Annotated in this window: 23 protein-coding genes and 1 pseudogene; 14 read left to right on the forward strand and 10 right to left on the reverse strand. The window is 68.6% G+C overall.

Features of this window, described 5'->3' with window-relative positions:
- Window positions 1-139 precede the first annotated feature (139 nt).
- Both DV707_RS01420 and DV707_RS01425 read left to right on the forward strand, forming a co-directional pair.
- On the forward strand, window positions 140-730 hold the full coding sequence (locus tag DV707_RS01420) for a DUF7474 family protein (RefSeq protein ID WP_103990956.1): 591 nt from the start codon (window positions 140-142) through the stop codon (window positions 728-730).
- A 96-nt stretch (window positions 731-826) separates the two neighbouring features.
- A complete protein-coding gene (locus DV707_RS01425) occupies window positions 827-2,365 on the forward strand; it encodes a molybdopterin-dependent oxidoreductase (RefSeq protein WP_136361783.1) in 1,539 nt (512 codons plus the stop codon).
- Between the two features lie 26 nt (window positions 2,366-2,391).
- Here DV707_RS01425 and DV707_RS01430 read toward each other — a convergent pair whose 3' ends face one another.
- The 4 genes from DV707_RS01430 to DV707_RS01445 all read right to left on the reverse strand — a co-directional run bounded on the left by DV707_RS01430 (window position 2,392) and on the right by DV707_RS01445 (window position 7,431).
- Window positions 2,392-3,135, reverse strand: a complete 744-nt coding sequence (locus DV707_RS01430; RefSeq protein WP_103990954.1) for a DNA polymerase sliding clamp — start codon at window positions 3,133-3,135, stop codon at window positions 2,392-2,394.
- A 68-nt stretch (window positions 3,136-3,203) separates the two neighbouring features.
- The gene (locus tag DV707_RS01435) at window positions 3,204-4,421 is read right to left on the reverse strand and encodes a carboxypeptidase-like regulatory domain-containing protein (protein WP_103990953.1); all 1,218 of its coding nucleotides are present in this window, start codon (window positions 4,419-4,421) and stop codon (window positions 3,204-3,206) included.
- Window positions 4,418-6,868 (reverse strand): cytochrome c biogenesis protein CcsA, encoded by a 2,451-nt coding sequence (ccsA, locus tag DV707_RS01440; protein ID WP_103990952.1) that lies wholly within the window; start codon window positions 6,866-6,868, stop codon window positions 4,418-4,420. Before ccsA (DV707_RS01440) ends, DV707_RS01435 begins: the two co-directional genes overlap by 4 nt.
- Window positions 6,865-7,431 carry a thioredoxin family protein gene (locus DV707_RS01445; protein ID WP_200820855.1) on the reverse strand — a complete coding sequence of 189 codons (567 nt, stop codon included), beginning with the start codon at window positions 7,429-7,431 and terminating at the stop codon, window positions 6,865-6,867. The genes ccsA (DV707_RS01440) and DV707_RS01445 overlap by 4 nt, the downstream gene beginning before the upstream one ends.
- 239 nt (window positions 7,432-7,670) lie before the next feature.
- Between DV707_RS01445 and DV707_RS01450 the strand changes: the two genes are divergently transcribed.
- The 5 genes from DV707_RS01450 to DV707_RS19255 all read left to right on the forward strand — a co-directional run bounded on the left by DV707_RS01450 (window position 7,671) and on the right by DV707_RS19255 (window position 11,444).
- Window positions 7,671-9,023, forward strand: coding sequence for a c-type cytochrome (locus DV707_RS01450; RefSeq protein WP_103990951.1), 1,353 nt, complete (start codon window positions 7,671-7,673; stop codon window positions 9,021-9,023).
- 25 nt (window positions 9,024-9,048) lie between these two features.
- On the forward strand, window positions 9,049-9,741 hold the full coding sequence (locus tag DV707_RS01455; protein ID WP_103990950.1) for a cytochrome c biogenesis CcdA family protein: 693 nt from the start codon (window positions 9,049-9,051) through the stop codon (window positions 9,739-9,741).
- A gap of 4 nt (window positions 9,742-9,745) precedes the next feature.
- Window positions 9,746-10,531, forward strand: coding sequence for a cytochrome c biogenesis protein CcsA (ccsA, locus tag DV707_RS01460; protein WP_200820854.1), 786 nt, complete (start codon window positions 9,746-9,748; stop codon window positions 10,529-10,531).
- A 2-nt stretch (window positions 10,532-10,533) separates the two neighbouring features.
- A complete protein-coding gene (locus tag DV707_RS01465; RefSeq protein WP_103990949.1) occupies window positions 10,534-10,653 on the forward strand; it encodes a CcmD family protein in 120 nt (39 codons plus the stop codon).
- Window positions 10,654-10,730: 77 nt separating this feature from the next.
- Complete coding sequence (locus DV707_RS19255) at window positions 10,731-11,444, forward strand: halocyanin domain-containing protein (protein ID WP_103990948.1); 714 nt, start codon at window positions 10,731-10,733, stop codon at window positions 11,442-11,444.
- 81 nt (window positions 11,445-11,525) lie between these two features.
- Here DV707_RS19255 and DV707_RS01475 read toward each other — a convergent pair whose 3' ends face one another.
- The 3 genes from DV707_RS01475 to DV707_RS01485 are packed head-to-tail and all read right to left on the reverse strand — an operon-like array spanning window position 11,526 to window position 13,394.
- Complete coding sequence (locus tag DV707_RS01475; protein ID WP_103990947.1) at window positions 11,526-12,200, reverse strand: heme exporter protein CcmB; 675 nt, start codon at window positions 12,198-12,200, stop codon at window positions 11,526-11,528.
- A gap of 19 nt (window positions 12,201-12,219) precedes the next feature.
- Window positions 12,220-12,987, reverse strand: a complete 768-nt coding sequence (locus DV707_RS01480; RefSeq protein ID WP_103990946.1) for an ABC transporter ATP-binding protein — start codon at window positions 12,985-12,987, stop codon at window positions 12,220-12,222.
- Window positions 12,984-13,394, reverse strand: coding sequence for a cytochrome c maturation protein CcmE domain-containing protein (locus DV707_RS01485; RefSeq protein WP_200820853.1), 411 nt, complete (start codon window positions 13,392-13,394; stop codon window positions 12,984-12,986). The genes DV707_RS01480 and DV707_RS01485 overlap by 4 nt, the downstream gene beginning before the upstream one ends.
- A 178-nt stretch (window positions 13,395-13,572) precedes the next feature.
- On the opposite strand from DV707_RS01485, the gene DV707_RS01490 reads away from it, so the two are divergent.
- The 4 genes from DV707_RS01490 to DV707_RS01505 all read left to right on the forward strand — a co-directional run bounded on the left by DV707_RS01490 (window position 13,573) and on the right by DV707_RS01505 (window position 18,252).
- Window positions 13,573-14,337, forward strand: a complete 765-nt coding sequence (locus DV707_RS01490; RefSeq protein WP_103990944.1) for a helix-turn-helix domain-containing protein — start codon at window positions 13,573-13,575, stop codon at window positions 14,335-14,337.
- Between the two features lie 69 nt (window positions 14,338-14,406).
- Window positions 14,407-16,800, forward strand: coding sequence for a heavy metal translocating P-type ATPase (locus tag DV707_RS01495; RefSeq protein WP_103990943.1), 2,394 nt, complete (start codon window positions 14,407-14,409; stop codon window positions 16,798-16,800).
- A 69-nt stretch (window positions 16,801-16,869) separates the two neighbouring features.
- Entirely contained in the window at window positions 16,870-17,358 is a 489-nt protein-coding gene (locus DV707_RS01500; protein ID WP_235010732.1) for a hypothetical protein, read from the forward strand.
- Between the two features lie 117 nt (window positions 17,359-17,475).
- Window positions 17,476-18,252, forward strand: a complete 777-nt coding sequence (locus DV707_RS01505; RefSeq protein ID WP_103990942.1) for a 23S rRNA (uridine(2552)-2'-O)-methyltransferase — start codon at window positions 17,476-17,478, stop codon at window positions 18,250-18,252.
- 45 nt (window positions 18,253-18,297) lie between these two features.
- On the opposite strand, the gene DV707_RS01510 is transcribed toward DV707_RS01505, so the two are convergent.
- Both DV707_RS01510 and DV707_RS01515 read right to left on the reverse strand, forming a co-directional pair.
- Window positions 18,298-19,011 (reverse strand): queuosine precursor transporter, encoded by a 714-nt coding sequence (locus tag DV707_RS01510; protein WP_103990941.1) that lies wholly within the window; start codon window positions 19,009-19,011, stop codon window positions 18,298-18,300.
- A complete protein-coding gene (locus tag DV707_RS01515; RefSeq protein ID WP_103990940.1) occupies window positions 19,004-19,177 on the reverse strand; it encodes a ribbon-helix-helix domain-containing protein in 174 nt (57 codons plus the stop codon). Before DV707_RS01515 ends, DV707_RS01510 begins: the two co-directional genes overlap by 8 nt.
- Before the next feature lie 118 nt (window positions 19,178-19,295).
- Between DV707_RS01515 and DV707_RS01520 the strand changes: the two genes are divergently transcribed.
- Both DV707_RS01520 and DV707_RS01525 read left to right on the forward strand, forming a co-directional pair.
- A complete protein-coding gene (locus DV707_RS01520) occupies window positions 19,296-19,748 on the forward strand; it encodes a molybdopterin-dependent oxidoreductase (RefSeq protein ID WP_103990939.1) in 453 nt (150 codons plus the stop codon).
- A gap of 153 nt (window positions 19,749-19,901) precedes the next feature.
- Entirely contained in the window at window positions 19,902-20,507 is a 606-nt protein-coding gene (locus tag DV707_RS01525; protein WP_103990938.1) for a carboxymuconolactone decarboxylase family protein, read from the forward strand.
- Window positions 20,508-20,509: 2 nt separating this feature from the next.
- Here DV707_RS01525 and tatC (DV707_RS01530) read toward each other — a convergent pair whose 3' ends face one another.
- A complete protein-coding gene (gene tatC, locus DV707_RS01530) occupies window positions 20,510-22,729 on the reverse strand; it encodes a twin-arginine translocase subunit TatC (RefSeq protein WP_103990937.1) in 2,220 nt (739 codons plus the stop codon).
- An 887-nt stretch (window positions 22,730-23,616) separates the two neighbouring features.
- Between tatC (DV707_RS01530) and tatC (DV707_RS18875) the strand changes: the two are divergent.
- A pseudogene (gene tatC, locus DV707_RS18875) lies at window positions 23,617-24,489 on the forward strand (twin-arginine translocase subunit TatC); the annotation flags it as partial.
- Window positions 24,490-25,049: the final 560 nt, after the last annotated feature.

Consider the following 25,049-nt stretch of genomic DNA (forward strand, 5'->3'; position numbering starts at 1 on the left):
AACACGACGATCAAGCGACTCGCGCCGATCGGACGTCCCCGAGCGTCCGATCCGCCGGCCGCAGCACCGTCTTCCCCTCGACGTCGCCGCCGACCGCGACACCGTATCATCTAAGACGGCCCCGCTCCTCTCTCTCCCCGTGCCGCAGTTCGACTACCCGTGCCCCGACTGCCGGGCCACGAACAGCCTCCACGACGCCGACTGCGAGTTCGAGGGGACGCCCTGGCCGGAGGTGGAAAAGGCCTACACCGACATCGTGGCCCGTCTCACGGCCGCGCCGACCGAGGAGTCGGAACTGTACGACGCCGTCGACGGCGAGTGGGGCGCGCTCCACCGGGCGGCGCTCGAACGCCTGAAGCGCGACGAGCGGGTCACGGAGGGCAACGACGTGCTCCGCCTTCGCACGTCCGAGGAGTTCCGCGAGGAGGTGTCGGAGCCGACCCGCGAGCCGATGCGCACCATCTACCGCAACGGGAGCGTCCCCGGCTGTCACGACAACGCGGTTTTCGCGATGATCGCGTGGTACGAGATGGTCGGCCTCTCGTGGTCGGAGACGCGCGAGAACGTTATCGAGTGGCTCCGCGATAGCGGCGCGTGGGCCCGCGGCGGGTTCGAGGAGCCCTCGCCCGAGGCGCTCGTCGACGCGAAGCGCCACGTCTACGAGGCGGGCTACGGGTGGAAGGAGAAGGCCGAGGCGGCCAAGCGCGTGATCGATCGGCACCGCGGCTGAGCGATCGGACGCGCCTTGCCGTCGTCTCTGTCGGTGTCGTGATTCTCCCCGGCAGCTACGCCGCAGCGTTATCCCTCTGGGACCCGTGGTAACGCTATGCATTCGACGCCCGTGCGGCGCGGCGCAGTGGGCGCCGCCGTCGGTACCGTGTGGCTCGCCGGACTGTACGTTGCCGCCCCGCTCGTCGGCGGGTTCGCTCCCGTCGCCCTCGCGGAGGCCATCATCGTCCGCTCGCCGGGGTGGCTGTCGACGCTGGCTGTCGGCCTCCTGGGGTTCTCCGCGAAGCCGGTGCTTCTGGGATCGGTGCTCGTCGGGATCGCCGCCCTCTCGGCGGTCGCGCGGATCGTCTGGCCGCGGGTCCGGCCGGAGACGCCGCTCCTGGCCGGCGTTCTGGGGGTGGGTGCGACTGCGGCCGTCTTCCTCGCCGCCGGAGCACCCCCCTCGCCCGGAGCGGTCCTCGGCGTCGCCGTCGCCGTCACGCCGCCGTATCTCGCGGACCGACTGCTCTCGACGGCGAGGACCTCTTCCGAACCGGACCGCCGACGGTTCCTCCGACGGGTCGGCTCCGTCGCGCTCGTCGGCACAGGATCGCTCGTCGGTCTGCGCGCGGCCTTCGACCGATTCGCGGGTGGGAGCGGTCGCGGCGGGGCCGGGGGTGACGTCGCGGACGACGTCGAGACGAACGACGGCGGTGCCGACGCCGGAGGAACGTCGCAGTCGACCGCCGGTCCCGGCGATCCCCGGTTCGACTTCGCGGGGATGCCGGCGGCGGTCACGCCCGCTGAAGACCACTACGTCGTCGACATCAACATCCGACCGCCGGACGTCGATTCCGACTCGTGGAGCCTCGACGTCGACGGCGCGGTCGAGAGCCCCTACGGCCTGAGCTACGACGAGTTGCGCGCACACGACGCGAGCGTCGAGCAGATCATGACGATGGTCTGCGTCTCGAACACCGTCGGCGGCGACCTCGTCGGGACGCCCCGCTGGACGGGCGTCCAACTGTCGGATCTGGTGGCCGACGCCGATCCCGTCGACGGGGCGGTCGACGTCGTCACCCACGCCGCCGACGGGTACAGCGAGGCGGTCCCGCTCGACATCGTCGAGCGCGAGGACATCCTGATCGCCTACGAGATGGGATCGGGGCCGCTCCCGACCGAACACGGTTTTCCCGCCAGGTTGCTCGTCCCCGGGCGGTACGGGATGAAGATGACCAAGTGGATCACGAGAATCGAGGTCTCGACCGCGGACCACGAGGCCTACTGGGAGTCCCGCGGGTGGGACGAGGAGGCGGTCGTCAACACGATGTCGTACGTCCGCGGCGCCGAACGCGACGGCGATCGGGTCACCGTCGGGGGCGTCGCCTTCGGCGGCCTGGAGACCGGCGTCGAGGAGATCGCCGCCGTGGAGGTCAGCGTCGACGGCGGCGACTCCTGGCGCGAGGCCGAGTTGGAGGCGCCGATCGCGCCCCACGCGTGGCGGCGGTGGCGGCACGCCTTCGACGCGCCCGACCGCTCGGAGTTCGAGGTCGTCGTCCGCGCGATCACTCGGGAGGGCGAAGTACAGACCGAAGAACGGAGTTCGCCCCGTCCGAGCGGGGCGACGGGGTGGCACCGTCGGTCTATTCGCGTCTGACGGACCGATACGCGAAGAACGGCGACCTAGTCGCTCTGGATCCGCGGCGCGAGCATGTACGTGACGTTGCCCTGCCCCTCCGCGACCGCGTAGTGGATCTTCACCGGGAACTCCTCGCCGAGTTCGACGGTGACCTCGGCGGCCTTCGGGATCGCCTTGTTCATGTCCTTCAGGTAGTCCAGCGAGAACAGCGAGTCGGCGGTGCCGGCCGTGAGCGCGATGAGGTCGTCGGCGTCGAGCTCGAAGTCGACGTCGTCGGTGTCGCCCTCGGCCTGAATGTGGAACGCCTCGTCGTCGGCGTCGACGCGGAGGCGGACGTGATCGGAGACCATGTCCGCGGCCTTGATCCCGCGGTCGAGCTGTGCGCCCTCGAGGACGATCTCGGCCGCCAGGTCGAGGTCCGGAATGTCGGGCTCCTGGCGGATCGAGTCGGGGTCGATGAGAGCGAGCGTCGAGGAGAGGCCGTCCATCCGGATGTTGAGCTTACGGGTCTCCTCGTCGAGTTCCAGTTCGACGAGTTCGTCTCCCGAGGCCATCCCGACGAAGTCTTCGAGTTTCGCGAGGTTGACGCCGATGACGCCCCCGTCGGCCTCGTAGGACTCGAAGGCGGCGGCGTCCAGCGAGAGATCGACCATGCCGACGTTCGCGGGGTCGACGGCGCGGATCGACAGTTCGTCCTCGTTCAGTCGGATCTTGCACTCGTCGACCAGCACGCTCACCGAATCGAGCGCGTCCTGGAGCGTAGACGCGCTCACGATGGCCTTGAACATATGAACGCTGCTACGACAGCGGGCTTAAAAATACTCCTGATTTTTCTCTTGCGCGCGCGACGGAGACGTCACTCCGGGCGCGTCGCTCGGTACGCCCCGAGGCCGACGGCGACCGCACCGAAGACCCCCGCGAGGATCGGGGCGCCGGGGAACGACGGGATCGACCCGCTCTCTGAGGACGACGGTTCGACCGCGTTCGCCGTCGAGTCGCTTCCGGCGGTCGATCCGGTGGCGTTCGTCCGCGCCCCGGCGACGTCGACGCTGATCGTCGTCCCCGTCGCCAGCGACTCGTTCGTCGTGAGAAGCGGGATCGGTGCTGACCCGGTCCGGAGGTTCGACGAGTGACGCACCCGCGAGGGGTCGTAGCCCTGGAGAACCACCGCGAGCGACGTCGTGTTCCGCCGGACCTCCTTCTCGAACCGCGTCCCGGTCAGGTCGTAGGCCGCGCCGACCTGGGTGCTCCCGTTCGCCGGCACGCTGACGTTCAGCTCGACGCCCGCGTCCGTCCGCCGATACTCCGCCCCTGAGCCGTCGACCATCGCGGCGTACGCCGACGCGTCGGCGGGCAGTCCGACCGTCACAGTCCCGAGGAACGGCCGGTCGCTCGGGTTCTCGAAGGCGATCGTCTCGACGACGCTCGGCGCCTCCGAGTCGTTCGCCGGCGGCACGATCTGCACGACGTGACCCGTCGGCGTCCGATTCGCGACGCCGAGCACGGACGTGTCGTTCGTCGGCGGCAGCGCGGTGACCGTCACGTTCCCATCCGCCGACGGATCGACGGTCCGCCGGTACGCCGCGTTCCCGACGGTGGTGCGGAGCTCGTAGGTCTCGTCGGGTTCGAGCGGACCGAACGCGAACGCGCCCGTCTCGTTCGTCCGTTTCGTATCGACGACGAACTCGTTCTCGTCGATCAGTTCGACGACCGCGCCGGACTGTGCAGTCCCGTCGGCATCGACGACCCGTCCGGAGAGCTGCTGGGACAGTTCCACCTCGACCCGCGTACGGTTCTGTAGCACCTCGTAGTGCGTCGCGCCCTCGTGTTCGATCCGGACGGCGTACGCCGGCGCGTCCGGCGCCTCGACCGAGAAGGACGTTCCCTCGACCGTCGTCGTCACCGCGTCGTCCGTCCGCTGCTGCTGCTCCGTGAGCGGGACGACCTCGACGCGGGCGCCGTCCGCGCTCCCGCCGTCGACCGTGACCGTCCCGCCCACCGTCGTCGTCGCGCTGGCGACGGGGACGAACGCGAGCGCGCTGAGAACCACGATGAGCGCGAGCAGCCGTCTCATCGGTCCGACACCTCCGTGACGCCCTCCGGTCGATCGCGGGCCGTCCCGGCGCTCGGTTCGCCGGAGCCGACGACCGAACTCGTTCGCACGCCGTGTTTCGGATCGAAGACAAACACGAGCAGCATCCCGAGGAGGAGCGACAGGATGCTCAGGCGCATCAGCGTCACGAAGGGGATCCGCTTGACCGACATCGACGCGGTCCCGTCGCTGACGCCGGCGATGACGTACGTGTCGACGAGCGCCCCGCGATCGATCAGCACGTCTCTGACTTGGAGGCCGCCCTGTTCGGGGTACTCCCGCTGTCCGGCGACGCCGGAGACGACGAGACCGCTGTCGTCGTACACCCCGACGGACACGCCGGTGGCGATCACCCGGGTCGGAACGGCCGCATCCGGCGGATCGCCGGCGGGACCGACGGTCTCGGGGCCGGCGAGGACGATCACGTCGGCCGTCGGGACGAACTCCCACATCACCTGCCCGCGGGCGACGACCTCCTGACCGGTTTCGACGCCCACCGTCCCGTTCCCGGCGACGCCGATCCACACCTGGGAGTCGTCGAGTTGCACCACCGTCGCCTGCGGCCCCTCGCGTATCGCCGTCACCGTCCCGTGGACGGTCTGCACCGACGTGTTCAGCGACTGTCCGCGCGTGAGGACCTGCGACGAGGAGAGCGCGTACGTCCCCGGTTCGGGGTCCGTCGGGAACTCGGTCCGCTCGTAGCCGAGCACCCGGACGTCGTAGTCGGACGCGCCGACGTCGCGCTGGGAGGTATCGACCGCGCCGGCCGCGACGCCGGTCGCCATCACCGACGCCTGTCCGGCGAAGAGATACATAAACGGCAGCGACAGAACGAGCAGCGCCGCGCCGACGTGGATCAGCGTGATTCCGGTCTCCTTCAGTTTCGCGTCTCGACTCTCCGTGGCGACGATCCGCCCCCACGTCCGCTTGACCGTCCCGAGAATCGCGTACGCCACCGGCGGCAGCACCGAGAGCGCGCTCGCGCCCCCGATCACCTGATAGACGAGCGCGTCGCCCGGCCGAACGGACGCCAGTCGCCATGTCTCCGACGGCGCGACGGCGGCGCCGACGAGCGTCGCGAGGCCGAACACCGCCAGTCCGACGAGGCTCCGGCGGAGGCCCTCCCGGTCGTAGTCCATGTAGAACCCGAGGAGGAGCAGGGCCGCGAGCACGAGCGGGTAACTCCACAGGTTGTAGTAGCGCGATTCGACGGACACCTCGAGGCCGGTCATCGCGCTCCGGAGCACCGGGAACGAGAGGCCCCAGAGGGACACGAAGGTGAGAAGCCCGAAGAGGAGGACGGCGAGGTGTAGCAGGTTCGAGCGGGTGATCCACCGGGCGAGACGGCTCTCCTCGGTCGGCTCGGAAGCGGATGCGTCGGCGTCGCTCTCCTCGGTCAGCATCCAGTAGGCGAGCGGGAGCACGACGCCGAGGAGGGTCGTCACCCCCATCAGCACGAGGAACGACGCCCCGATCCCGCCGTCGGCGAACGAGTGGATGCTCCGGAAGACGCCGCTTCTGACCACCGACGTCGTGTACACCGCGAGCGCGAACACGCTGGCGGTCATCGCGGGTGCGAGGACCCGATACCGGCCGCCGGGCCGGTAGTTGGTGACCGCGTGCAACGTCGCGGTCAGGAACAGCCACGGGATCAGGATGGCCGTCTCGACGGGGTCCCACGCCCAGATCCCGCCCCAGCCGAGCACCGTGTACGACCAGAGGCCGCCGAGCGCGACGGCGGCGGTGAGAAACAGCCACCCGAGTCGGAGCCAGCGGGTCACGCTGCCGATCCACGCCGAGAAGAGGCCGTCGTCGCCGCGGAACAGCGCGATGAAGTGTGCGGCTCCGATCGCGAACGGCATCGTCAGCAGCGCGTAGGAGACGAACATCACTGGGGGGTGGATCGCCATGTACGGATCGACGAGGAGGGGGTTCAGCCCCTGTCCGCTCGTCGGCGTGAACCCCGGCGGCGCGTTGGGGAACGCCGTCCGAACCGACGCGAACGGGCTCTGCAGCAACAGCATCGCCGCGAAGTACGTCACGACGCCGACGGTGAGCGCGTGAACGAGCTTCCCGCGCCGCGTCGGGTATCCTCGGGTCACGCCGGCGATCAGCGCGACGACGGCGACGATCGAGGCCCACAGGAGCACCGATCCCTCGTTGGCCGCGTACACGCCGGTCACGCGGTAGAGCACCGAGAGGTACGCGGCGGTGTTCTCCCACACGTAGGCGTTCGAGTAGTCGAGGCTCACGAACTGGTAGGTGAGATGCGAGAGGGCACCGACCAGGAGCACCGCCGTCGCCGCGGTCAGCTTCGGAACCCACGGGAGGTACCGGTCGTCGTCGAGGAGATACGCTCGCGCGAGGAGGGACGTACTCGTCAGTCCGGCGAGGAACGCGAGCGCCAGCAGGACCGTTCCGGGGTTCACTGTGCGGCCTCCGTCGTCATCGCCGAGGCCGCTCTGGGGGTCGACGTCGGTCCGGTAGCGGCTGTCGTAACCGATCCGTTATCGGCCGTCTCGCCGTCCTGGTAGCGCTCTCTGGCCGTCTCCAGGTACGCGAGGAAATCCTCGGGCGGGGCGTAGCCGGGGATCCGCGTGAGCACGTCGCCCTCGGGCGTCACGACGACGTGCTGCGGCGGGTAGTTGACGTTGTACCGCTGCTGTAGCCGCGCGTCGGCCTCGGCGTCGCTGTCTAAGTTCACCGCTACCTTCGTGAACTCGTCGAGCTCCGATCGCACCGCCGGATCGCTGTAGTGGTTCTGGTTGTAGTCCTCACAGTAGGTACACCAGGTCGTCCAGAAGTAGATCACGACCGGTTCGTCCTCCGCGGCGGCGGTCTCGACGGCGTCGGCGTAATCGGTCTGCCATCGCGTCTCTCCGTGGTAGGAGTACCCCTCCCCGGAGAGCACGGGCGCCGCGTTCATCGACACGTACCCGATTCCGAGCAGTGCGGCGAAGAAGGCGATCGTCATCGCCTTTCGTGGATTCATCGATATGCCCGGCTATTAGACTGCGATAGTAAAACCTACCGTCGTCGTTCCGATAATCGAGTGTAGTAATGGACTCATATAACACGATATAACTGATACTGTCCATCGAAATCGCGAATATCAGCCGGATAGCCGTGCAGAGGGGAAGCTTTATTACTCGCGTATTTTGATTCGGAAACACGATACCGCAGAGGGATATGAGAAATGACAGACCATCTGATCGCCAGGAGGGAACGTAAATGAGCCAGGGCGACTCGACGCTCCTGCTCAAACCCGTCCTCCTCGTCTTCGGGACGGTGTTCGCGGCGATCGTCGTCGTGTTCGCCATCAACGGTGCCGTCGCGTTCCTCGGCGGCCCGGCGGACGCGCCGGCCGCCAGCGCCGGCGGCGGCGAGGCCCGCGACCTCCCCGGCACGTGGAACGGCAGCAAGTGGTACAGCGAAGACCTGCGCGAGCAGGGGTTCGAGTACAAGAACGCGACCGCGGGCGAGGAGGTCAACTTCGTCCCCAAGGAGATGAACGACTCGACGCTCCCGGAGAACGAGAACCGCCGGGAACTCATCCGTGAGGGGCGTTCGCTCTTCGCGAACACGTCCAACGAGATGCCCGAACACGTCGGGAACGACCTCTCGTGTGCGAACTGCCACGGCGGGGGCGACCTCCCCACGACGACCGGAATGGTCGGGCAGGACATCGACATGATCCCGCTCGTCGGGACCGCGGCCGGCTACCCCGAGTGGACCGGTCGCACCCAGCGGATGCGGGACATGCGCCAGCGGATCATGGGGTGCTTCCTCCGGAGTATGAACGCGCCGGGCTCCGAGGAGGGCGTCCCCGCGTACGACAGCCGCGAGATCCAGGCGATGGAGTCGTACATGGTCTGGTTGAACAAGGGAACCCCGAGCGAGACCGTCCCCTACTGGCGACACATCGAGAAGCCGGAGGGCGACGAGAAGGTCCCGGTCTCGGAGATCAACCCGGTCCGCGGGGCCGAGCTGTACCTCGAGAACTGCGCCTCCTGTCACGGTGCAGACGGCCAGGGGACCGAGGGGCAGTACCCGCCGCTTTGGGGCGCGGACTCGTTCAACGACGGGGCCGGAATGGGCCGCGTCTACACGTCCGCCGGCTTCACCCGCGAGGCGATGCCGTACGGCGCGGCGCACACGTTCTCCGACTGGGAGGACGTCCAGGACGTCGCCGGGTTCATGAACGCCCACAAGCGGCCGCACCTCCCGCGACAGCCCAAGGACTGGGCCGCCGCCGGTGCGCCCGATGAGGCGGTCTACTACAACCGCACGCAGCAGCGTCTCGGGTACGATATGAACCCGATGACGAAGAAGCTCATGCTCGCGGACATCCCGATCGACGACTCGGAGATCAACGAGAGCGTGATCCCCGACGACGTCGAGCGGTACGACCAGCCGCTTCGGAACGAGTCCGTCGACGGCTCCTGGCAGACGACGTGGATCCGGACCTACGAGGACGTGAACAACTCGACGAGCGACGACGCCGCGAACCGGTCGTCGGTGACCGCCCAGGACGCGGTCACGACCGCCCTGGCGGCAGAGCAGTCCGGCCGGACGGCGAGCTAACGAAACCCACCACGACCAGCATCGAATGATAACCGACCCGACCACCGTCACCGTGTTTCTCGCGGGCGTTTTGACGATCCTGACCCCGTGCTGTCTCCCGATGATCCCCGTCCTCGTCGTCGGGGCGAACGGGCACCGGCTTCGGCCGGTCGCGATCGTCGTCGGGAGCACGGTGACGTTCACGGCTCTCGGGATCTTGACCGGGATGGTCGGCTCCGTGACGCCGGATTCCGTCCGCGCGCCGTTCGCCATCCTGATGCTGGCGTTCGGGGCCGTGATGGCCGACGACGACCTCAACGAACTCTACTCGCGGTACGCGTCCCGTCTCGCCGGACGGGCCTCGCGGCTCACCGGCCGCATCGACGAGGACGCCCATCCCCTGGGCAACGCGCTCGCGGTGGGGCTGCTCCTGGGCGTCATCTGGCTCCCCTGCGTCGGTCCCGTCCTCGGGGGCGTCTTGGCCTACGTCGGGACGACGTCGGACGTCGTCGGCAGCGCTCGGCTGTTGGCGACGTACGGGGCGGGCTTCTCAGTCCCGCTCCTCGGCGTCGCGTACCTCGGCCAGGCCGGCAGCAGTCGGCTGCTCGACTCGGCCACGAGCGGGGGGTCGCCCGAACTGTTCCGGACGGCGACCGGCTACGCGCTCGTCGCGCTCGGGATCGCCGTCCTCTTCGGTCTCGACAAACTCGCGCTCGCATCGGTAACGACGTGGACGTAACAGCATGAACGGTAGCTCATCGACACAGGACGACGACGCGCACGATCGCACGAGCAGAGACCGCAGCGTTCGCTTCGCCCGGTTCCTCGGGACGGTCACGGGCGTTCTCCACCGCGTGACGGGCAGTCGGTTCGTCGCGTGGGGCGCGTTCGGCTTCGGACTGCTCTCGATGGTGTTGGTCTTCGGGTTCGCGTCCGACACGATGTACGGGATCGAACACGGCGCGAACCTCCTCGCGTACTGGCACATCTCGCTCGCGTGGGTCGCCGCCGCGGCACTCGGATCGACGTTCGTCGGCAGCGCGCTGTATCTTCGCTACCGGGGGCCGTTCTGGAGCCGGCTGGCCCACAGCTCCGGCGAACTGGGGTTCCTCTTCGCGACGCTGACGCTGCTTCTGGGCAGCGCGTGGGGGCGCGTCATCTGGAACTCCTGGTGGGAGTGGACCGACGTCAGGCTGGTGACGTTTCTGATCGTCTGGTTCATCTACGCGGGCTACCTCGTCGTTCACTCCGCGACCGACGCTCAGTCGGGCGACCGGTACGCGGCGGTCTACGGCGTCGTCGGATTCGTCACCGTCCCGCTGTCGTACGCGTCCACGCGGCTCTGGACGCCGACGTTTCACGAGACCACGATCGGGAACAGCGGCGTCAGTGCGAACATCGACCCGCTGACGCTCGTCGTGACGCTCGTCGCGGCGACGTTCCTCTATCTGTACCTCGTCGGTATCCGGATCCGCATCCACGAACTCGAACAGGACGTCCGCAGAGCACGGCTCTCACGGAGGCGATAACGATGGAACCACTACTGCTGGCCGGCTACTCCGCGCTCTTCGTCGCGTTCTTCGGATACGTGACGTACCTACAGCGCCGGATGGCCCGGCTCGAACGGCGACTCGAAGACGTACAGGCGTGAGACCGGGTCGCGGAGCGACCGTCGACCGATCGAACCGAAACCACACCGAACACACAGACCATTCACGACCGATACATATGTCAGTGCAACTCGACGACACGACCGACCGACGAGCGTTCCTGCGCCGGACCGCGACCGGACTCGGCGCGGCGGCGACGATTGGACTCGCAAGCGACACCGCGGCCGCGCAATCGGAGCCGGACTACGGCGGCTGGTTCGACGGCGTCTCCAACTACGAGGGGACCTACGACTACACCGGCCAGTCGGAGGTGACCGTCGCGGTCGGCTCCGAGGCCAACGGCGGGTACTACGGGTTCGGCCCCGCGGCGATTCGCGTCGACCCCGGGACCACCGTCGTCTGGGAGTGGACCGGCGAGGGCAACAGTCACAACGTCGTCGCCGAGGACGGCAGCTTCGAGAGCGAACTCTACAACTCCCCGGGCGAGACCTTCGAATACACCTTCGAGAGCGAGGGGACGTACAAGTACTACTGCGATCCGCACCGATCGCTCGGAATGCTCGGGGCCGTCGTCGTCGGCGGCAGCGGCGGCCTCGATTCGAGCGCGGTCGAACAGCCGCTTCTGGAAGCCGGCGGCGAGGGCGGAAACGGCGGATCCGGCGGCGGAGGCGGATCGGACGGCGGATCCGACGGTTCCGGGGCGCCGGTCTCCTTCGAGAACGGGACGCTCGTCGCCACTCTCGCCCTCGGACTTCTCTCTCCGATCTTCTTCGGGCTCTTCCTCCTGCTACAGGGGACCGACCCCGCGGAACCGCCGGCGAAGACCGACTGAGCTGAGGGACGCTCGCCCGGGCGTCGCCTCCGACCTCACTCGGGCGTCGCCTCCGACCTCACTCGGGCGTCGCCTCCGACCTCACGTCTCGACGACGTACTCGAAGGTCGCGACGCCGGCGAGCAGTACGATCCCGGTGTACAGTCCGAGGAGTCGGAGCCAGCCGCCGAGCGGCGCGCCGCTTTCGAGCGCCGCAGTGAGTTCGACCCCGGCCAGCAGCAGCGGAACGACGAGCGGAACGAGGAGGACCGGCAGCGCCAGTTCGTCGAGGCCCGAGCGAAACGTCAGAATCGAGACGACGACGCCGATGGCGGAAAATCCGAGCGCGGCGACGGAGAGCACCGCCACGACCGAGACCGCCGTGGAGACCGACGGAGCGTACCCGAGAAAGACCGTGGTCGCACCCAGCGTCACGACGCTCACCGCGAAGACGAACACCGCCGCGCTGAGCACTTTTCCCAGATAGATCGCCGACCGATCGACTGGGGCGACCAGCATCCCGTCGAGCGCCCCGTTCCGGTCTTCGAGTTCGACCGTCTTGGTGACGCCGAACGTCCCGGCGAACACGAAGGCGACCCACAGCGCACCGCGGCCGAGCAACGCCGAGCGCTGGAGCGTCTGGACGAAACTGAACGCGAACACGAGCACGACGAGCAGCGCGAAGACGGCGACGGTGGTCGTCACCTGCTTCGTCCGCCGTTCGATCCGGAGGTCCTTTCTGAACACCCGGTAGACCGCCCGGAGAAACGCGCTCATCGGCCCGTCCCGGCGGCGGTCATCGCGCCGGGTCCCCCCTCGGTTCCCGCTCGGAGTCGACGCCGATCGTCCGGCGATACGCCTCGGCGAACGACGCCGCGTCCCCGAGCGCGAGGTCCGCCTCGAGGCGACCGCGATCGACGACGAGCCCCCGGTCGCAGCGGGCGACACCGCGTTCGAGGTCGTGCGTCGTCAGAACGACGGTCCGGTCGTCGAACCCGTCGAGGACGGCTTCGAGGTCGGCGGCTGAGTGCTGGTCGAGTCCGGTGTACGGCTCGTCGAGCAACAGCACCTCGGGATCGTGGAGCAGCGCGCGGGCGAGCGACAGCCGCTTCCGAAGCCCGTGTGAGAACGCCGCCGGTCGGTCGCTCCCGCGGCGGGACAGCCCGACGGTATCGAGTACCGACGCACACCGGTCCGCGGGGTCGTCGACGCCGTGAAGGTCCGCGTGGAACCGGAGGTTCTCCCGGGCGGTGAGGTCGTCGTACAGCATCGTCTCGTGAGTGACGACGCCGATCGTTCGGTAGGTGGCGTAGTCGTCCGGGGCCAGTTCCACGCCGTCGACCGTGATCGTCCCGCGGGTCGGTCGCGCGAGCCCCGCCATCATCCGAAGCAACGTCGTTTTGCCCGCGCCGTTCGGGCCGAACAGCCCGACCGTCGAGCCGCGTTCGACGGCGAACGACAGGCCGTCGACGGCGGTGAAGTGCCCGTACGATTTCGTCACGTCTTCGACGGCGATCGCCGGGGGGTTCGAGGCCGTCTCCGCGCGCTCGCCCACCGCCGTCATCGAGTGCTCTCGGGCCGCTCCTCGCCTTCGTGTGCACGGACGGAGAGTTTGTTCGCGACCAGTCGGTCCCCCTCGAACTGTCCCTTGGCGACGACGACGCGGCCGTCTTGGAGCGTATCGGGGACCGTCCCCTCGTAGACCACCGGGACGGTGTGGTTCCCGTCGGTCACCGCGAAGGTGATCGTCTCTCCGTCGACGTCGAGGTCGGTGACGACGCCCTCGAGGTTGACCCACTCTTCTTGGTACGTCCCGTCCGATTCCGAGAGTTGCGTCGGCGACACGAACGCGGCCGAGGCGTTCATACTCGTCACGCCGAGGGTGGCCAAGAGGACGAGTACCCCGACGGTCGTGACGAGCAGTTTGTTCTTCCGGCGCACGTGTGCGGTTCGTACGCGGCTACCCTTCATTGTACCGAACTACCGCGGTCGGGAGGCCGGCCGCGCCGGGGGTCGCAGACGACGCTGTCGTTCGCGACCGCCGTGTCGTCCGCGACTGACTGGCAGCCGGTCGCGCGCCGTCGTGCGACCGCGCGAGCGGCTGCCCGCGAACGCTACGATATATGCCGCTCCGCCGCCAAAACGACGTATGCGCGAACTCGTCTTCGCCCTCGAGTACGAACCCGGGTGCAACCGGGTGGCCGACGCCCTCGCCGACCACCCCGACGCCCGGGTCCGGTCGCTCTCGCTGCACGTCACCGCCGACCACCTCTGGCGGGTCGATCACGCGACCGGCACGCCGGCGGCGCTGGACGACATCGAGGCCGCGTTCGTCGACAGCGACTACTACGCGGACTGCTTGGCCGCCGAGCACTGCGGCGCCACGCAGACGACGGAGGTGCTGGATCACACCGACGACACGCTCGTCCTCTACTCCCACTGGGAGCGGACCCCCGCCTGCGACTCGGTCCCCCACATCGCCCGCGACCACTTCGGCGACGGCGTCCTGTTCGAGACCCGCCACGAGGGCCGCCACTACACGTGGCGGCTGATCCACTCCGGCGACGGCGACGCCGCGGCGTTCTTCGACGACCTCGCGGCGGCGGTGGGCGACTGCGCCCAGACGGAACTCCTCCGGTCGACGGAGACGGCCGCGCCCGCGGGTCGCGTCTCTGAGACCTCCGACGGACTGCCCCCCGAACAGGAGGCCGCGCTCCGGGCCGCGGTCGAACACGGCTACTACGAGTCGCCTCGCGAGGTCGACGTCGGCGAGCTCGCGGCGCACCTCGACGTACCGCGATCGACGCTCACCTACCGGCTCCGACGGGCCGAAGAGCGGCTGGCGAAGCGACACGTGGCGAGAGAACACGTCGCCGACGGGCGGGTTTCGACGGGATCGTCGACGTCACTCTGACGGACGGAGCGGCCTGTTTTGGAATATTCCAACGAAGGCTTATCGAACTGAGGGGCTTACCCCGACACGATGACAGACGACAGGGATCCGGTAGGACAGCCGACGGGCGAAGGGAGACGGGAGGTGACGGTCCGGCTTGTCGTCCCCGAGATGGACTGCCCGTCGTGTGCGGGCAAGGTCGACAAGAGCCTCGACCGCGTCGAGGGCATCGTCGACACGACGCTGCAACCGACGACGGGCACCGCCTCCGTCACGTACGATCCCGATCGGGTCAGTGAGGCGGACCTGATCGACGCGATCGAGGGCGCGGGCTACGAGGTCGTCGCGGGCGGCGGTTCCGAGGACGGGACCGCCGCCGGATCGGGGCCGGAAGCGTCGGCCGGCGGCGTCGACGTCGCCCCGCCCGCGGAGGTGTGGACGAGTCCGCGGGCGATCAAGACGTGGATCGGCGCGGTCTTCGTCACCCTCGGCCTCCTCTTCGAGTTCGTACTCGCGGGGCAGAACCCCGCGGTGGCGAGCGTGCTCGCGTACCCCCTCCACCTCGCGGACGTGCTCTTCCTCGTGGCGATCGCCGTCAGCGGCTACCCGGTCGTCCGCGGCGGCTACTACTCCGCGCGGAACCGGAGCCTCGACATCGACCTGCTCATGGGGACGGCGATCATCGCGGCGACCGGCATCGGCTACTTCGTGGAGGCCGCGACGCTCGCGGTGCTCTTCAGCGTCGCCGAACTGCTGGAGGACTACTCGATGGACAGGGCCCGGGACTCCCTGCGGGAACTGATGGAACTGTCGCCCGACGAGGCGACCGTCCGCCGCGACTCGGACGCGGCGGGAGACAGCGGTGAAACGGCCGAAGAGGTGACCGTCCCGGCCGAGGAGGTCGCCGTCGGCGAGACGGTGATCGTCCGCCCGGGCGAGAAGATTCCCCTCGACGGGGTCGTCCGGGAGGGCGAGAGCGCGGTCGACGAGTCGCCCATCACCGGCGAGAGCGTCCCGGTCGACAAGACCGAGGGCGCGGCGGTCTACGCAGGCAGCATCAACACCGAGGGGTACCTCGAAGTCGAAGTCACCTCCACCGCCGGCGACTCGACGCTCTCGCGGATCATCGAGATGGTGCAGGGAGCCCAGGAGAAACAGACCGACAAAGAGCAGTTTGTCGACCGCTTCGCGGGCTACTACACGCCCGCCGTCGTCGTGCTCGCGATCCTGACGGCCGCGGTTCCGCCGCTCCTGATCGCCGATCCCGTCTCGGTGGGGGCGGCCGGCTACGCGATCACGTTCGTCGGCGACTGGGGGACGTGGTTCGTCCGCGGGCTCACCCTGCTCGTGATCGCCTGTCCCTGCGCGTTCGTCATCTCGACGCCCGTCTCCGTCGTCTCCGGTATCACCAGCGCCGCGAAGAACGGCGTCCTGATCAAGGGCGGCAACCACCTCGAAGCGATGGGCGAGGTCGACGCGGTGGCGTTCGACAAGACCGGGACGCTCACGCGGGGCGAACTGGCCGTGACCGACGTCGTCGCCTTCGGCGACCGCGACGAGGACGACGTCCTCCGGTACGCCGCCGGCCTCGAACGGCGGAGCGAACACCCGATCGCGTCGGCGATCCTGGCCCGCAGCGAGGAGGCGGGCATCGAGAACCCGCCGAGCGCCTCGGATTTCGAGAGCTTCACCGGCAAGGGCGTCCGGGCCGACGTCGACGGCGAGACGTTCTATGCGGGCAACCCCGCGCTGTTCGAGGAGCTCGGCTTCGATCTCACGGCCTCCCAACACCGCACCGACGGCGGCGCGCTGACCGGTCGGTCCGCGGGCGAGGACGTCGGCGACGTCCTCGCCGACCTGGAGCACGAGGGCAAGACGGTCGTCCTCGTCGGTACCGAGACGGAACTGCTCGGAACGGTCGCCATCGCCGACGAGGTGCGGCCGGGCGCCCGGCGGACCGTCGAGCGGCTCCACGAACTCGGCGTCGAACACGTGGTGATGCTGACCGGCGACAACGAGGGCACCGCCCGCGCCATCGCCGAGGACGTCGGCGTCGACGAGTACCGCGCGGAACTGCTGCCCGAGGAGAAGGTCGAAGCGATCGAAGAGATCCGCGACGCTCACGGCGACGTCGCGATGGTCGGCGACGGCGTCAACGACGCGCCCGCGCTGGCCACCGCGGACGTCGGCGTCGCGATGGGCGCGGCGGGGACCGACACCGCCTTAGAGACCGCCGACATCGCGCTGATGGGCGACGACATCGGCAAACTCCCGTACCTCTACGCGCTGTCGCACACGGCCAACGGCGTGATCCGGCAGAACATCTGGGCCAGCCTCGCCGTGAAGGCGCTGCTCGCGCTCGGGGTCCCCCTGGGCTTCGTCAGCGTCGCCGTCGCGGTCGTCGTCGGCGATATGGGGATGAGCCTCGGCGTGACCGGCAACGCGATGCGGCTGGCTGGGATCGACCCCGAGCGGTTCGCGTAAGGGTTCTCGGCTGCGGCACCTCCCTATCGGAATCGGGTGCTCGAAGATACGTCTGCGAGCGATACGATAATGCTCCTCCGACCGAAAGACCGGACGGTCCGGATGCTCCGTCAGTTCCCCGCTCGCAAGCCCCTCCAGGCCTCGAAACTCGCGGCCGTGCTCGCCGTCCTCCTCTTCGGGACGCTCGGCTTCTTCCGTCTGGTGCCCGACCGGCAACTCACCGCGCTCCTCGTCGTCCCGTTCGCCGGGTTCGCCCTCGCTCTCGTCGTACTCGGCGAGGTCCTGGTCGCGGGGTTTCGCCTCGTTTCGGCCGACGCGCCGGCGAGCGATCGGATCGACGACCGCCCGGTGTATACGACGGTCCGGGTGATCGAGGCCGTCGCCGCCCTCGTCGCGGTAGTCGGCGTCGCCGGCACGATCGCCTCCGTTCCGTCGGACCCGCCTCCCGGTCCGGGAGCCATCGGTCTCCTCTTCGTCGCGGGGGGATTCGGCCTGCTGGTGCTGGGTGCGACGCTGGTTCGTACCGCCGTCGAGTGCTACCACACCGCTCGCGGGTGACCCCTCCGGTGGCCATCCGATGTGCCTTTCCGGTTCGACCACGTTTCGACCGGTAATGAAGACACATTCGCCGGCCGTTTGCGGCCGACGCAGAACGAGAAGTTCGATGGGGGACGTATGACTGGGAGAGACGAGTACTACAACAAGGCGAAACAGGAGGGCTACCGGGCTCGCTCGGCCTACAAACTGAAGCAACTCGACGAGGAGGCGGGGCTGTTCGGTCCCGGGAACACCGTCGTCGACCTCGGGGCGGCCCCGGGCGGGTGGCTCCAGGTCGCCTCCGAGGCTGTCGGCGAGGGCGGGACCGTCGTCGGCGTCGACTTCCAGCGGATCCGCGATTTGGAACTGGAGAACGTCGAGACGATCCGCGGCGACATGACCGACGAGGACACCAAGGCCGAACTGAGAGAGAAGATCGGCGAGGACGGCGCCGACGTCGTCGTCTCCGATATGGCTCCGAATATGACCGGCGAGTACTCGCTGGATCACGCCCGTTCGGTCCACCTCGCGCGACAGGCCTTCGAGGTCGCGCTCGACCTGCTTCCCGCCGGCGGCGACTTCGCCGCGAAGGTGTTCGACGGCCAGGACCTCGACGACCTGCGAGCGGAGGTCGACGAGGAGTTCGAGTACGTCCGGTCGATCCATCCCGAGGCGTCGAGAGACTCCTCCTCGGAACTGTACCTGGTCGGCAAACACCGGATCACGGCGCCGGTCCGCGAGGGCGAGGAACTCGACGCCGTCGTCGACGACGTCGGCAGCGAGGGCGACGGCGTCGTCAAGATCGACGGCTACGCGCTGTTCGTTCCCGGGACGGAGGCGGGCGACTCGGTCCGGATCCGCGTCACCGACGTCAAGGCGAAGTTCGGCTTCGCGGAAGTCGTCGACGAAGCGTAGCCGAAACGTCGTCGAACCGCAGCCGAAACGCCGTCGTCGAACTGCTCAGTCCGCCGCCCAGGCGTTGTCCTCCGTCTCGATGGTCGATCCGCCGAAGAACGCGACGACCGCGTAGACGAACGGCGTGTCGAGCAAGGCGATGAGTAGTTTCAGGAGGTACTGCCCGACGATCAGAGAAAGGATCACAGAGACGGGCAGCGGATCGCCGAACCCGAGCACCCGCGGTGCGACGTAGAACGCGACGCCGACGAAGAGCACCGTGTCGATCGCTTGACTCGTCGCCGTCGAGGCGATGTTGCGGAGCCAGAGCATCGACGCGCCGGTGGCGTCGCGGATGCGGTGGAAGACGAGGACGTCCCAGTTCTGACTGACGACGTAGGCCAGCAGGCTTCCGAGGACGATGTTCGTCCCCGGTGCGAGCACCGCGCGGAACTGCCCGGCGGCCTCGGGGTTCGCCGCGGGCGCGAGGATGGTGCTCCAGACGAGCGCGAGCAGCACGAAGTTCATCGCGAAGCCGACGTTGACCATCACCTGCGCCGCGCGGCGGCCGTACAGTTCGGAGTAGCAGTCGGAGGCGAAGAACGTCAGCGCGTACGCCAGCGCCGCGCCCGGGAGCACGATGCTCGCGCCCGTGACCGGTAGCTCGAACGGGAGGCCGAACGCCAGCAGCTTCGAGGCGGTCAACTGGGCGGTGGTCAGCGCGGTCACGAACAGCGCCACGAGGGCGATCCGGCCGGCCTGCGTCCGCGTCTCACTCATCGTCGATCCGCCCGTGTCGGGAGTCGATCTCGTCCAGCACGTCCAGCGTCTTCCGGATCGACGCGCGGACCGCGTCGCTGCGGTTGACGAACTTGCCGTCGTCGCCGACGTGCTCGTCGAGGTCCGAGAGCAGTTCGTCCGGAATCTCTACGCTTATTTTGGCCATATCTCGGGATTCTCTCGCGAATATTTATGCGTTCGCTCTCGGCGTCACCGAGTCCGAAAACCGATGGCTGAGAACCGAGGACAGGTACTATACCCGCGGACGACCGAACGACAGGTCGATGACCGCGACTCCCGACGCGCACGTCACCGTAGACGGCGAGAGCTCCGTCAGGATCCCCGTCCCGCTCCCGGCGGACCACGGCCACGAGACGGCGACCGTCGAGGGGGCGTTCCGGTGTTCGACGGGCGACCTCATCGCGGAGGAATGGACCGGCCTCGCGGTCGACGCGCTGTTGCTCGACGCCGACGCACCCGACGAGACCACGCACGTCCAGGTGGCGGGCGAAGACGGGTTCACCGTCTGCGTTCCGGTCGGTGCCGCGCTCGACGGCGTGCTGAGCTTCGCGGAGTCCGGTGAGAGCGTCGAGTCCGATCCGCGGTTCGCCGCTCCCGGGGTCTCCGGCACGCGCACCGTGAAGGGCGTCCGGCGAGTCCGACCGATCACGCTCGATCCGAGCGAGCACCCCGAAGAGCGGGAGGAACTCAACCCCGCCGAGAGCGACGACGAGTAGCGTCGGCCGGGAAGGCCCGTATATTCGCCAGAGAATACCCAACTACTACGCGGCGCGGATCCGGTTCGGACGAGACCTGCGTCGTTCCGGGACCGTGTCCGCCGTTCGAAACGTCGGGGCAGCGTTTTGTACCGCGCCGTAGTTCGCGACCGTATGGCACGCGTCGACCTCCTCGATCCGAACGAGTCAGACGACCCGGACGTCCGCGAGTTCGCCCCGAAAGTGACCGCTCCCGACGGATCGGTCGGCAAGCACTTCCAGGCGGAGACGCACTTCCCGGAGGTGATGATGAAGGTGTACGAGGCGCGTCTCGACCTCGCACGGAAGGGCGACCTCGGCACCGAACTGTTCACGAAACTCGCCGTCGCGGTCTCGATGGCGAACGAGTGCAAGTACTGCACCGGGGCCTACGCCAAGCAGCTGTCTCCGCGCCTCGGCGGCGACGAGGCGACCCGGGAGTGGCAACTCGCGCTCGCGAGCGGCGACCTCGACGGCGACGAGGCGCTCGTGATCGACTTCGCGCTCGACGCGCTCGACGACCCCGCCGCGGTGACCGACGAGGACTTCGAGACGCTCCGTGAGGCGTGTGGGTTCACGGACGAGACGTTCGTCGAACTGCTCTACGCCGTCAACATCGTCTCGGGGTACAACCGGGTGACGATGGCGACGGACCTCGGATACGACCACGACTACCCGGAGGAGTGGGCCGATCCGGACTCCTACCCTGCCGGGTTCCGGAGGTCGGCGTGGCCGTCGTAGCCTCAGGCGTCCACGCTTCGTGGCGGCGCCAGATCGCGCCGCCCGCCGAGCGTGACGACGAACAGCACCCCGAGGCCGATCCCGTAGGCGGCCATCAGCGGGATCGTCACGAGGAACATCGTGAGGACGTCCGCCGGCGTGAAGAGCGCCGCGAAGGCGAGGACGCCGACGGTCACCTCGCGCCAGCGGCCTCGCATCGACCGGTAGCTCACGCCCGCGCTGTTGAGCAGGATCATCAGGATCGGCACGTCGGCGAGGATCCCGATACCGGCCGTGGTGAAGAAGATGAGCCAGAAGAAGTTGGTGATGCGGTAGGCGATCACCATGTTCGCCTGGACGGCGTCGTTGACCAGCCAGGAGATGATGCCCGGGGCGATCGTGGAGTAGCCGAGCGCGAACCCGCCGATCAGGCCGGCCGCCAGCGCCCCGGTCCACAGGAAGACCGCACGCTGGCGCTGGCGGATGATGTTCCGTTCGCGGAGGGCGGGCCACGCGTAGTAAGCGAGCACCGGGGCAGTCACGATGCCGGCGACGATCGTCGAGAACTTCACCTCGAACACCAGCGCCTCCATCGGGTGGAGGGCGACGACGTTGAGCACCTCCTCGGGGGTCACCTGCGCCGGAAGCCGACTGAGGAAGTCCTCGTAGACCCGCTTGATTCCCCCGGTGTAGAGCCACCCGAACGTCCCGGCGAGCACGAGCATGAACAGCCCCACGATGCGGAACGCCCGCGAGGTGATCGAATCGAGGATGAACGCGATGTCGGTGTAGTAGCCCTCGAACTCGCTCTCGTCACCGTCCGCGGCGTCGGAATCGCCGCCGGACTCCTCGTCGTCACCGAACTCGTCGAAGAACGTGCTGCTGGCGCGTGAGAACCGGTCGCCGATCGATCCGCCCGACTCGGCGGCCGTCGCCGCTTCCGACTCGGCCGGGGCGGCCGCTCCGTCGGTCCCATCGCCGCCGCTGTCGCCGTCCTCGTCGAAACGGTCGATGATGGCCTGCGCCTTCGCCCGCTCGCCTGCGTCGAGCGCGTCGCCGGCGGCGGCCATCGCCTCGTCCTCGCTGAGCGCGCCGAACACCTCCGGCGGCGCGGCGCGGACCCCGTCGGCGTCGAGGTCCGCGAGGTCGATCTTGCTCGGGTCGCCGACGCCCGCCTCGACGACCGCGAGGTCGTCGAGGTCGTGGTAGACGAAGTAGCCGACGGCGACGATCGCGGCGGCGACGCCCGCCAGGAGCACGTAGCCCCCGAGCAGGGCGGTCGACGACGGCGCGAGGATCACGTAGTCGCTGCCGATGGCGGCGAGGCCGTCGTTGACGTAGCCGACGCCCCCGCGCTCGAAGAACGCGTAGACGAGGAGGGCACCGACGACGCCGACGCCGGCGATGACGTTCCAGTGCGCCCGGACGCTGGCGGCGACGTCCATCTTCTCGCTCCCGCGCCGCGCGGTCGTGACGATCTTCGCGAGGTAGAGGCTGACGCCGTACAGCGCGAGGACGGGTATCGCCCACATAATCTGCGTGAACGGGTCCGGCGGCGTGAACAGCGCCCCGACGGCGAAGACGCCGACGGCGGCGTGACGCCACTTGTCGCGGAAGGTCTCGTAGGGGACGATCTCGGCGTAGGAGAGCCCGGTCATCGCGAGCGGTAACTGGCTCGCGAGGCCGAAGGAGGCGGTGAGCAGGAAGATGAACTGCGCCCACTTGACGATCGAGTACGTCGGCGAGAAGCCGGCGGCGATGGCGTTCTGCGCGAGGAACGCGAACGTGAACGGGAAGAAGACGAAGTAGCCGTAGGCGACGCCGAGGACGAAGAGCGTCACCATCCCGAGGAAGATGAGCACGAGCTGCCAGACGGGAACCGGCGAGGAGGGCCACAGCCCGCGCTCGACGAGGGCGTCGCGGGAGAAATAGAGGAACACGGGGAGCGCGAGGACGACGCCGACGACGAGGCCGATCTTCGCCTGCAGGAGGATCACGTCGAACGGCGTCTGGGCGATGATCGAGACGTCGCCGCTGACTCCCGCGGACATCTGCGCTCTCGTGACGCGCTTCAGGAAGTCCCAGACGTAGAGCCGGAGGGCGTAGAACGTCCCGAGAAAGCCGATCAGGAAGAAGATGAAGACCTTCTGCAGGTCCTTTTGCGCGGCTCGAAGCATCGCGCCGGCGGTCTCCCGTCCGGCGTCGAGTGTCGCTCTCGTGTCCTCGTCGAGCGCGCTGGACATACCCGAAGAGAACCGACTCGCAGTTATCAATCTTTTCGAGTCCCGCGCCGGGATCGGCGTCGAGACGATGCGGAAAGGCCTATAAGATCCGGGCGGCGAAACTCTGGTGAATGGCCGACGATTCGGAGGACGGGGACCGGACGCCCGAAGACGACGCGACGGCGTCCCGGGAGGACGAATCCGCCGGCGGCGACACGACGACGGAGCGCTCCGCCAGCGACGAGTCCGAGGAACCCGTCGGTTCCGAGGTCGTTGGCGACACCCCCGCTTCCGACGTCGAGGCAGACGACACTCCCGCTTCCGACGTCGAGGCCGACGATACTCCCGCTTCCGACACTGAGACCGGCGACGACGAATCCCTCGCCTCGTCGGACGCGAACGACGGGGAGTCCGGTGCGAGCGGCGAACCGGACGAGACGAGCGAACGACCGGACGAGGAAGGCGACGGATCGCCGGAGACGGACGAAAGTCCCGCGGACGAGACCGACGCGTCGCCGGACGCTGACGGGGAACCGAGCGAGTCGGAGTCCGACGATGAACCGGACGGTTCAGAGCCCGAGGCCGAATCGGACGGTTCAGACGACGACCTCCCGGCGTCCGGGGACCCGACGGCCGGCTGGGACCTGTCGGTGGGAGAAAACGTCGCCGACGATCTCGATTCCGAATCCGAGTCCGCCGGTTCGCCCGACGACGCGGCCGACTCGCCCGACAAAGAGGCGGATTCGACCGACGAAGCGGCCGGTGGGGCGTCCGAACCGGCCGACGACGGGGGCGACGATGACGCCACCGCCCCCGACGACGAATCGGACTCGCGCGTCGCCGGCGACGACACCGACGAACTCTGGCCCGACTCGCGGACGGAGATCCCCGAGGGGTCCGCCGCCGACGCGGCGACCGGGACGGACGGCGGCGCGCCCGCGGCCGCTGACGCCGCCGGCGACACGGCGGGCGGAACCGCCGCTTCGGACCCGCTCGTCGACGACGGGATGCTCTCTGACGGCCCCGAGAGCGACGAGGAGATGCCGCTCGCGGACCACATCGAGGAGATGGTCCGCCGGCTGGCGGTCGTCCTCGGCATCGGCGGCATCGTCACGCTCCTCCTCTATCCCGGTGCCGACCTCGTGAACTCGGCGTTCGGCCTCGAACTCGTCAGTTCCACGGAGGTCATCGACTTCCTCTGGAACAAGCACATCCCCGGTGCACCGGAGATGGTCGACCGCCGACCGCGGGTCTACGGCCCGCTGGAACTACTCCTCACGGAGCTGAAGGTCGCCGCGCTCGGCGGCCTGGTGATCGGACTGCCGGCGTTCGTCTACGAGACCTACCTGTTCATGCGGCCGGGGCTGTACCCGAAGGAACGTCGCTACTACCTCGCGGCGGTCCCGACGAGTCTCATCCTCGCGTTCGTGGGCATCTCTTTCGCGCACTTCATCGTCCTGCCGGCCATCTTCGCGTACTTCACTTCTTATACCACCGGGACGGCGGTCGTGGCGTTCGGCCTCAAGGAGACGTTCAACCTGATCCTCATCCTGATGGGCTACAACGCCATCATCTTCCAGATCCCGCTTTTCGTGATGCTGGCGATTATGATGAACCTCGTCACCCGCGTGTGGATGGAGGACCGCCGGCTGCTCTTCTGGGGGACGTTCCTGGGGCTCGCCTTCCTCGTCAGCCCCGACCCGACGGGGATGGCCCCGATCATCATCGGCGCGACGATGATCGCGCTGTTCGAGGGGACGCTGTTCGCGCTGCGGTGGACCGCGAGGGGGTCGCTGGTCCCCACCGCCGAGGAACTGGCGGCCCGCCGTCCCCTGGCCGCCGTGCTCGCGGCGCTCGTCGGCTACCTCCTCAGTCCCCTGCCGGTCCCGACGGGCTATTACGACCTCCTCCCCTCGGCGGTCGTCGAGACGCTCGCGGCCAACGGCCTCGCGGTGTACACGCCGCTGATCATCGCGGGCGCCCTCGTCGGTGTGTTCGAACTCGCGTCGTTCCTCCTGCGCCGCTACGGCCGCTCGCGTCGGATGCTGCGGGCCCGCCTCGCCCTCGACAGCGCCCGCCGTCCGGTTTGGCTGATCGCCGTCGTCGCGGGCTATCTCGGCAGCCCCGACCCGGCCGTCCTCCGGTGGGCCACTGCGCTGAATCTCCACCCGGCGCTGGCCGGCGGAATCGCGGTCGGGCTGGTGGTCGGCTACGAGGCGCTTCGCCTCCTGCTCGCGTCCCGCGAGGATCGTGCCGCCTGAACCCTCGGCTGTCTCTCTGAACCCTCCCGGACAGCCGGAATCGGAGTCACGACGCTGCGACCACCGGCCACCGACGCGGC

Origin of the sequence: Halobellus limi (assembly GCF_004799685.1) — an archaeon.
In the GTDB taxonomy this organism is placed as follows: domain Archaea; phylum Halobacteriota; class Halobacteria; order Halobacteriales; family Haloferacaceae; genus Haloquadratum; species Haloquadratum limi.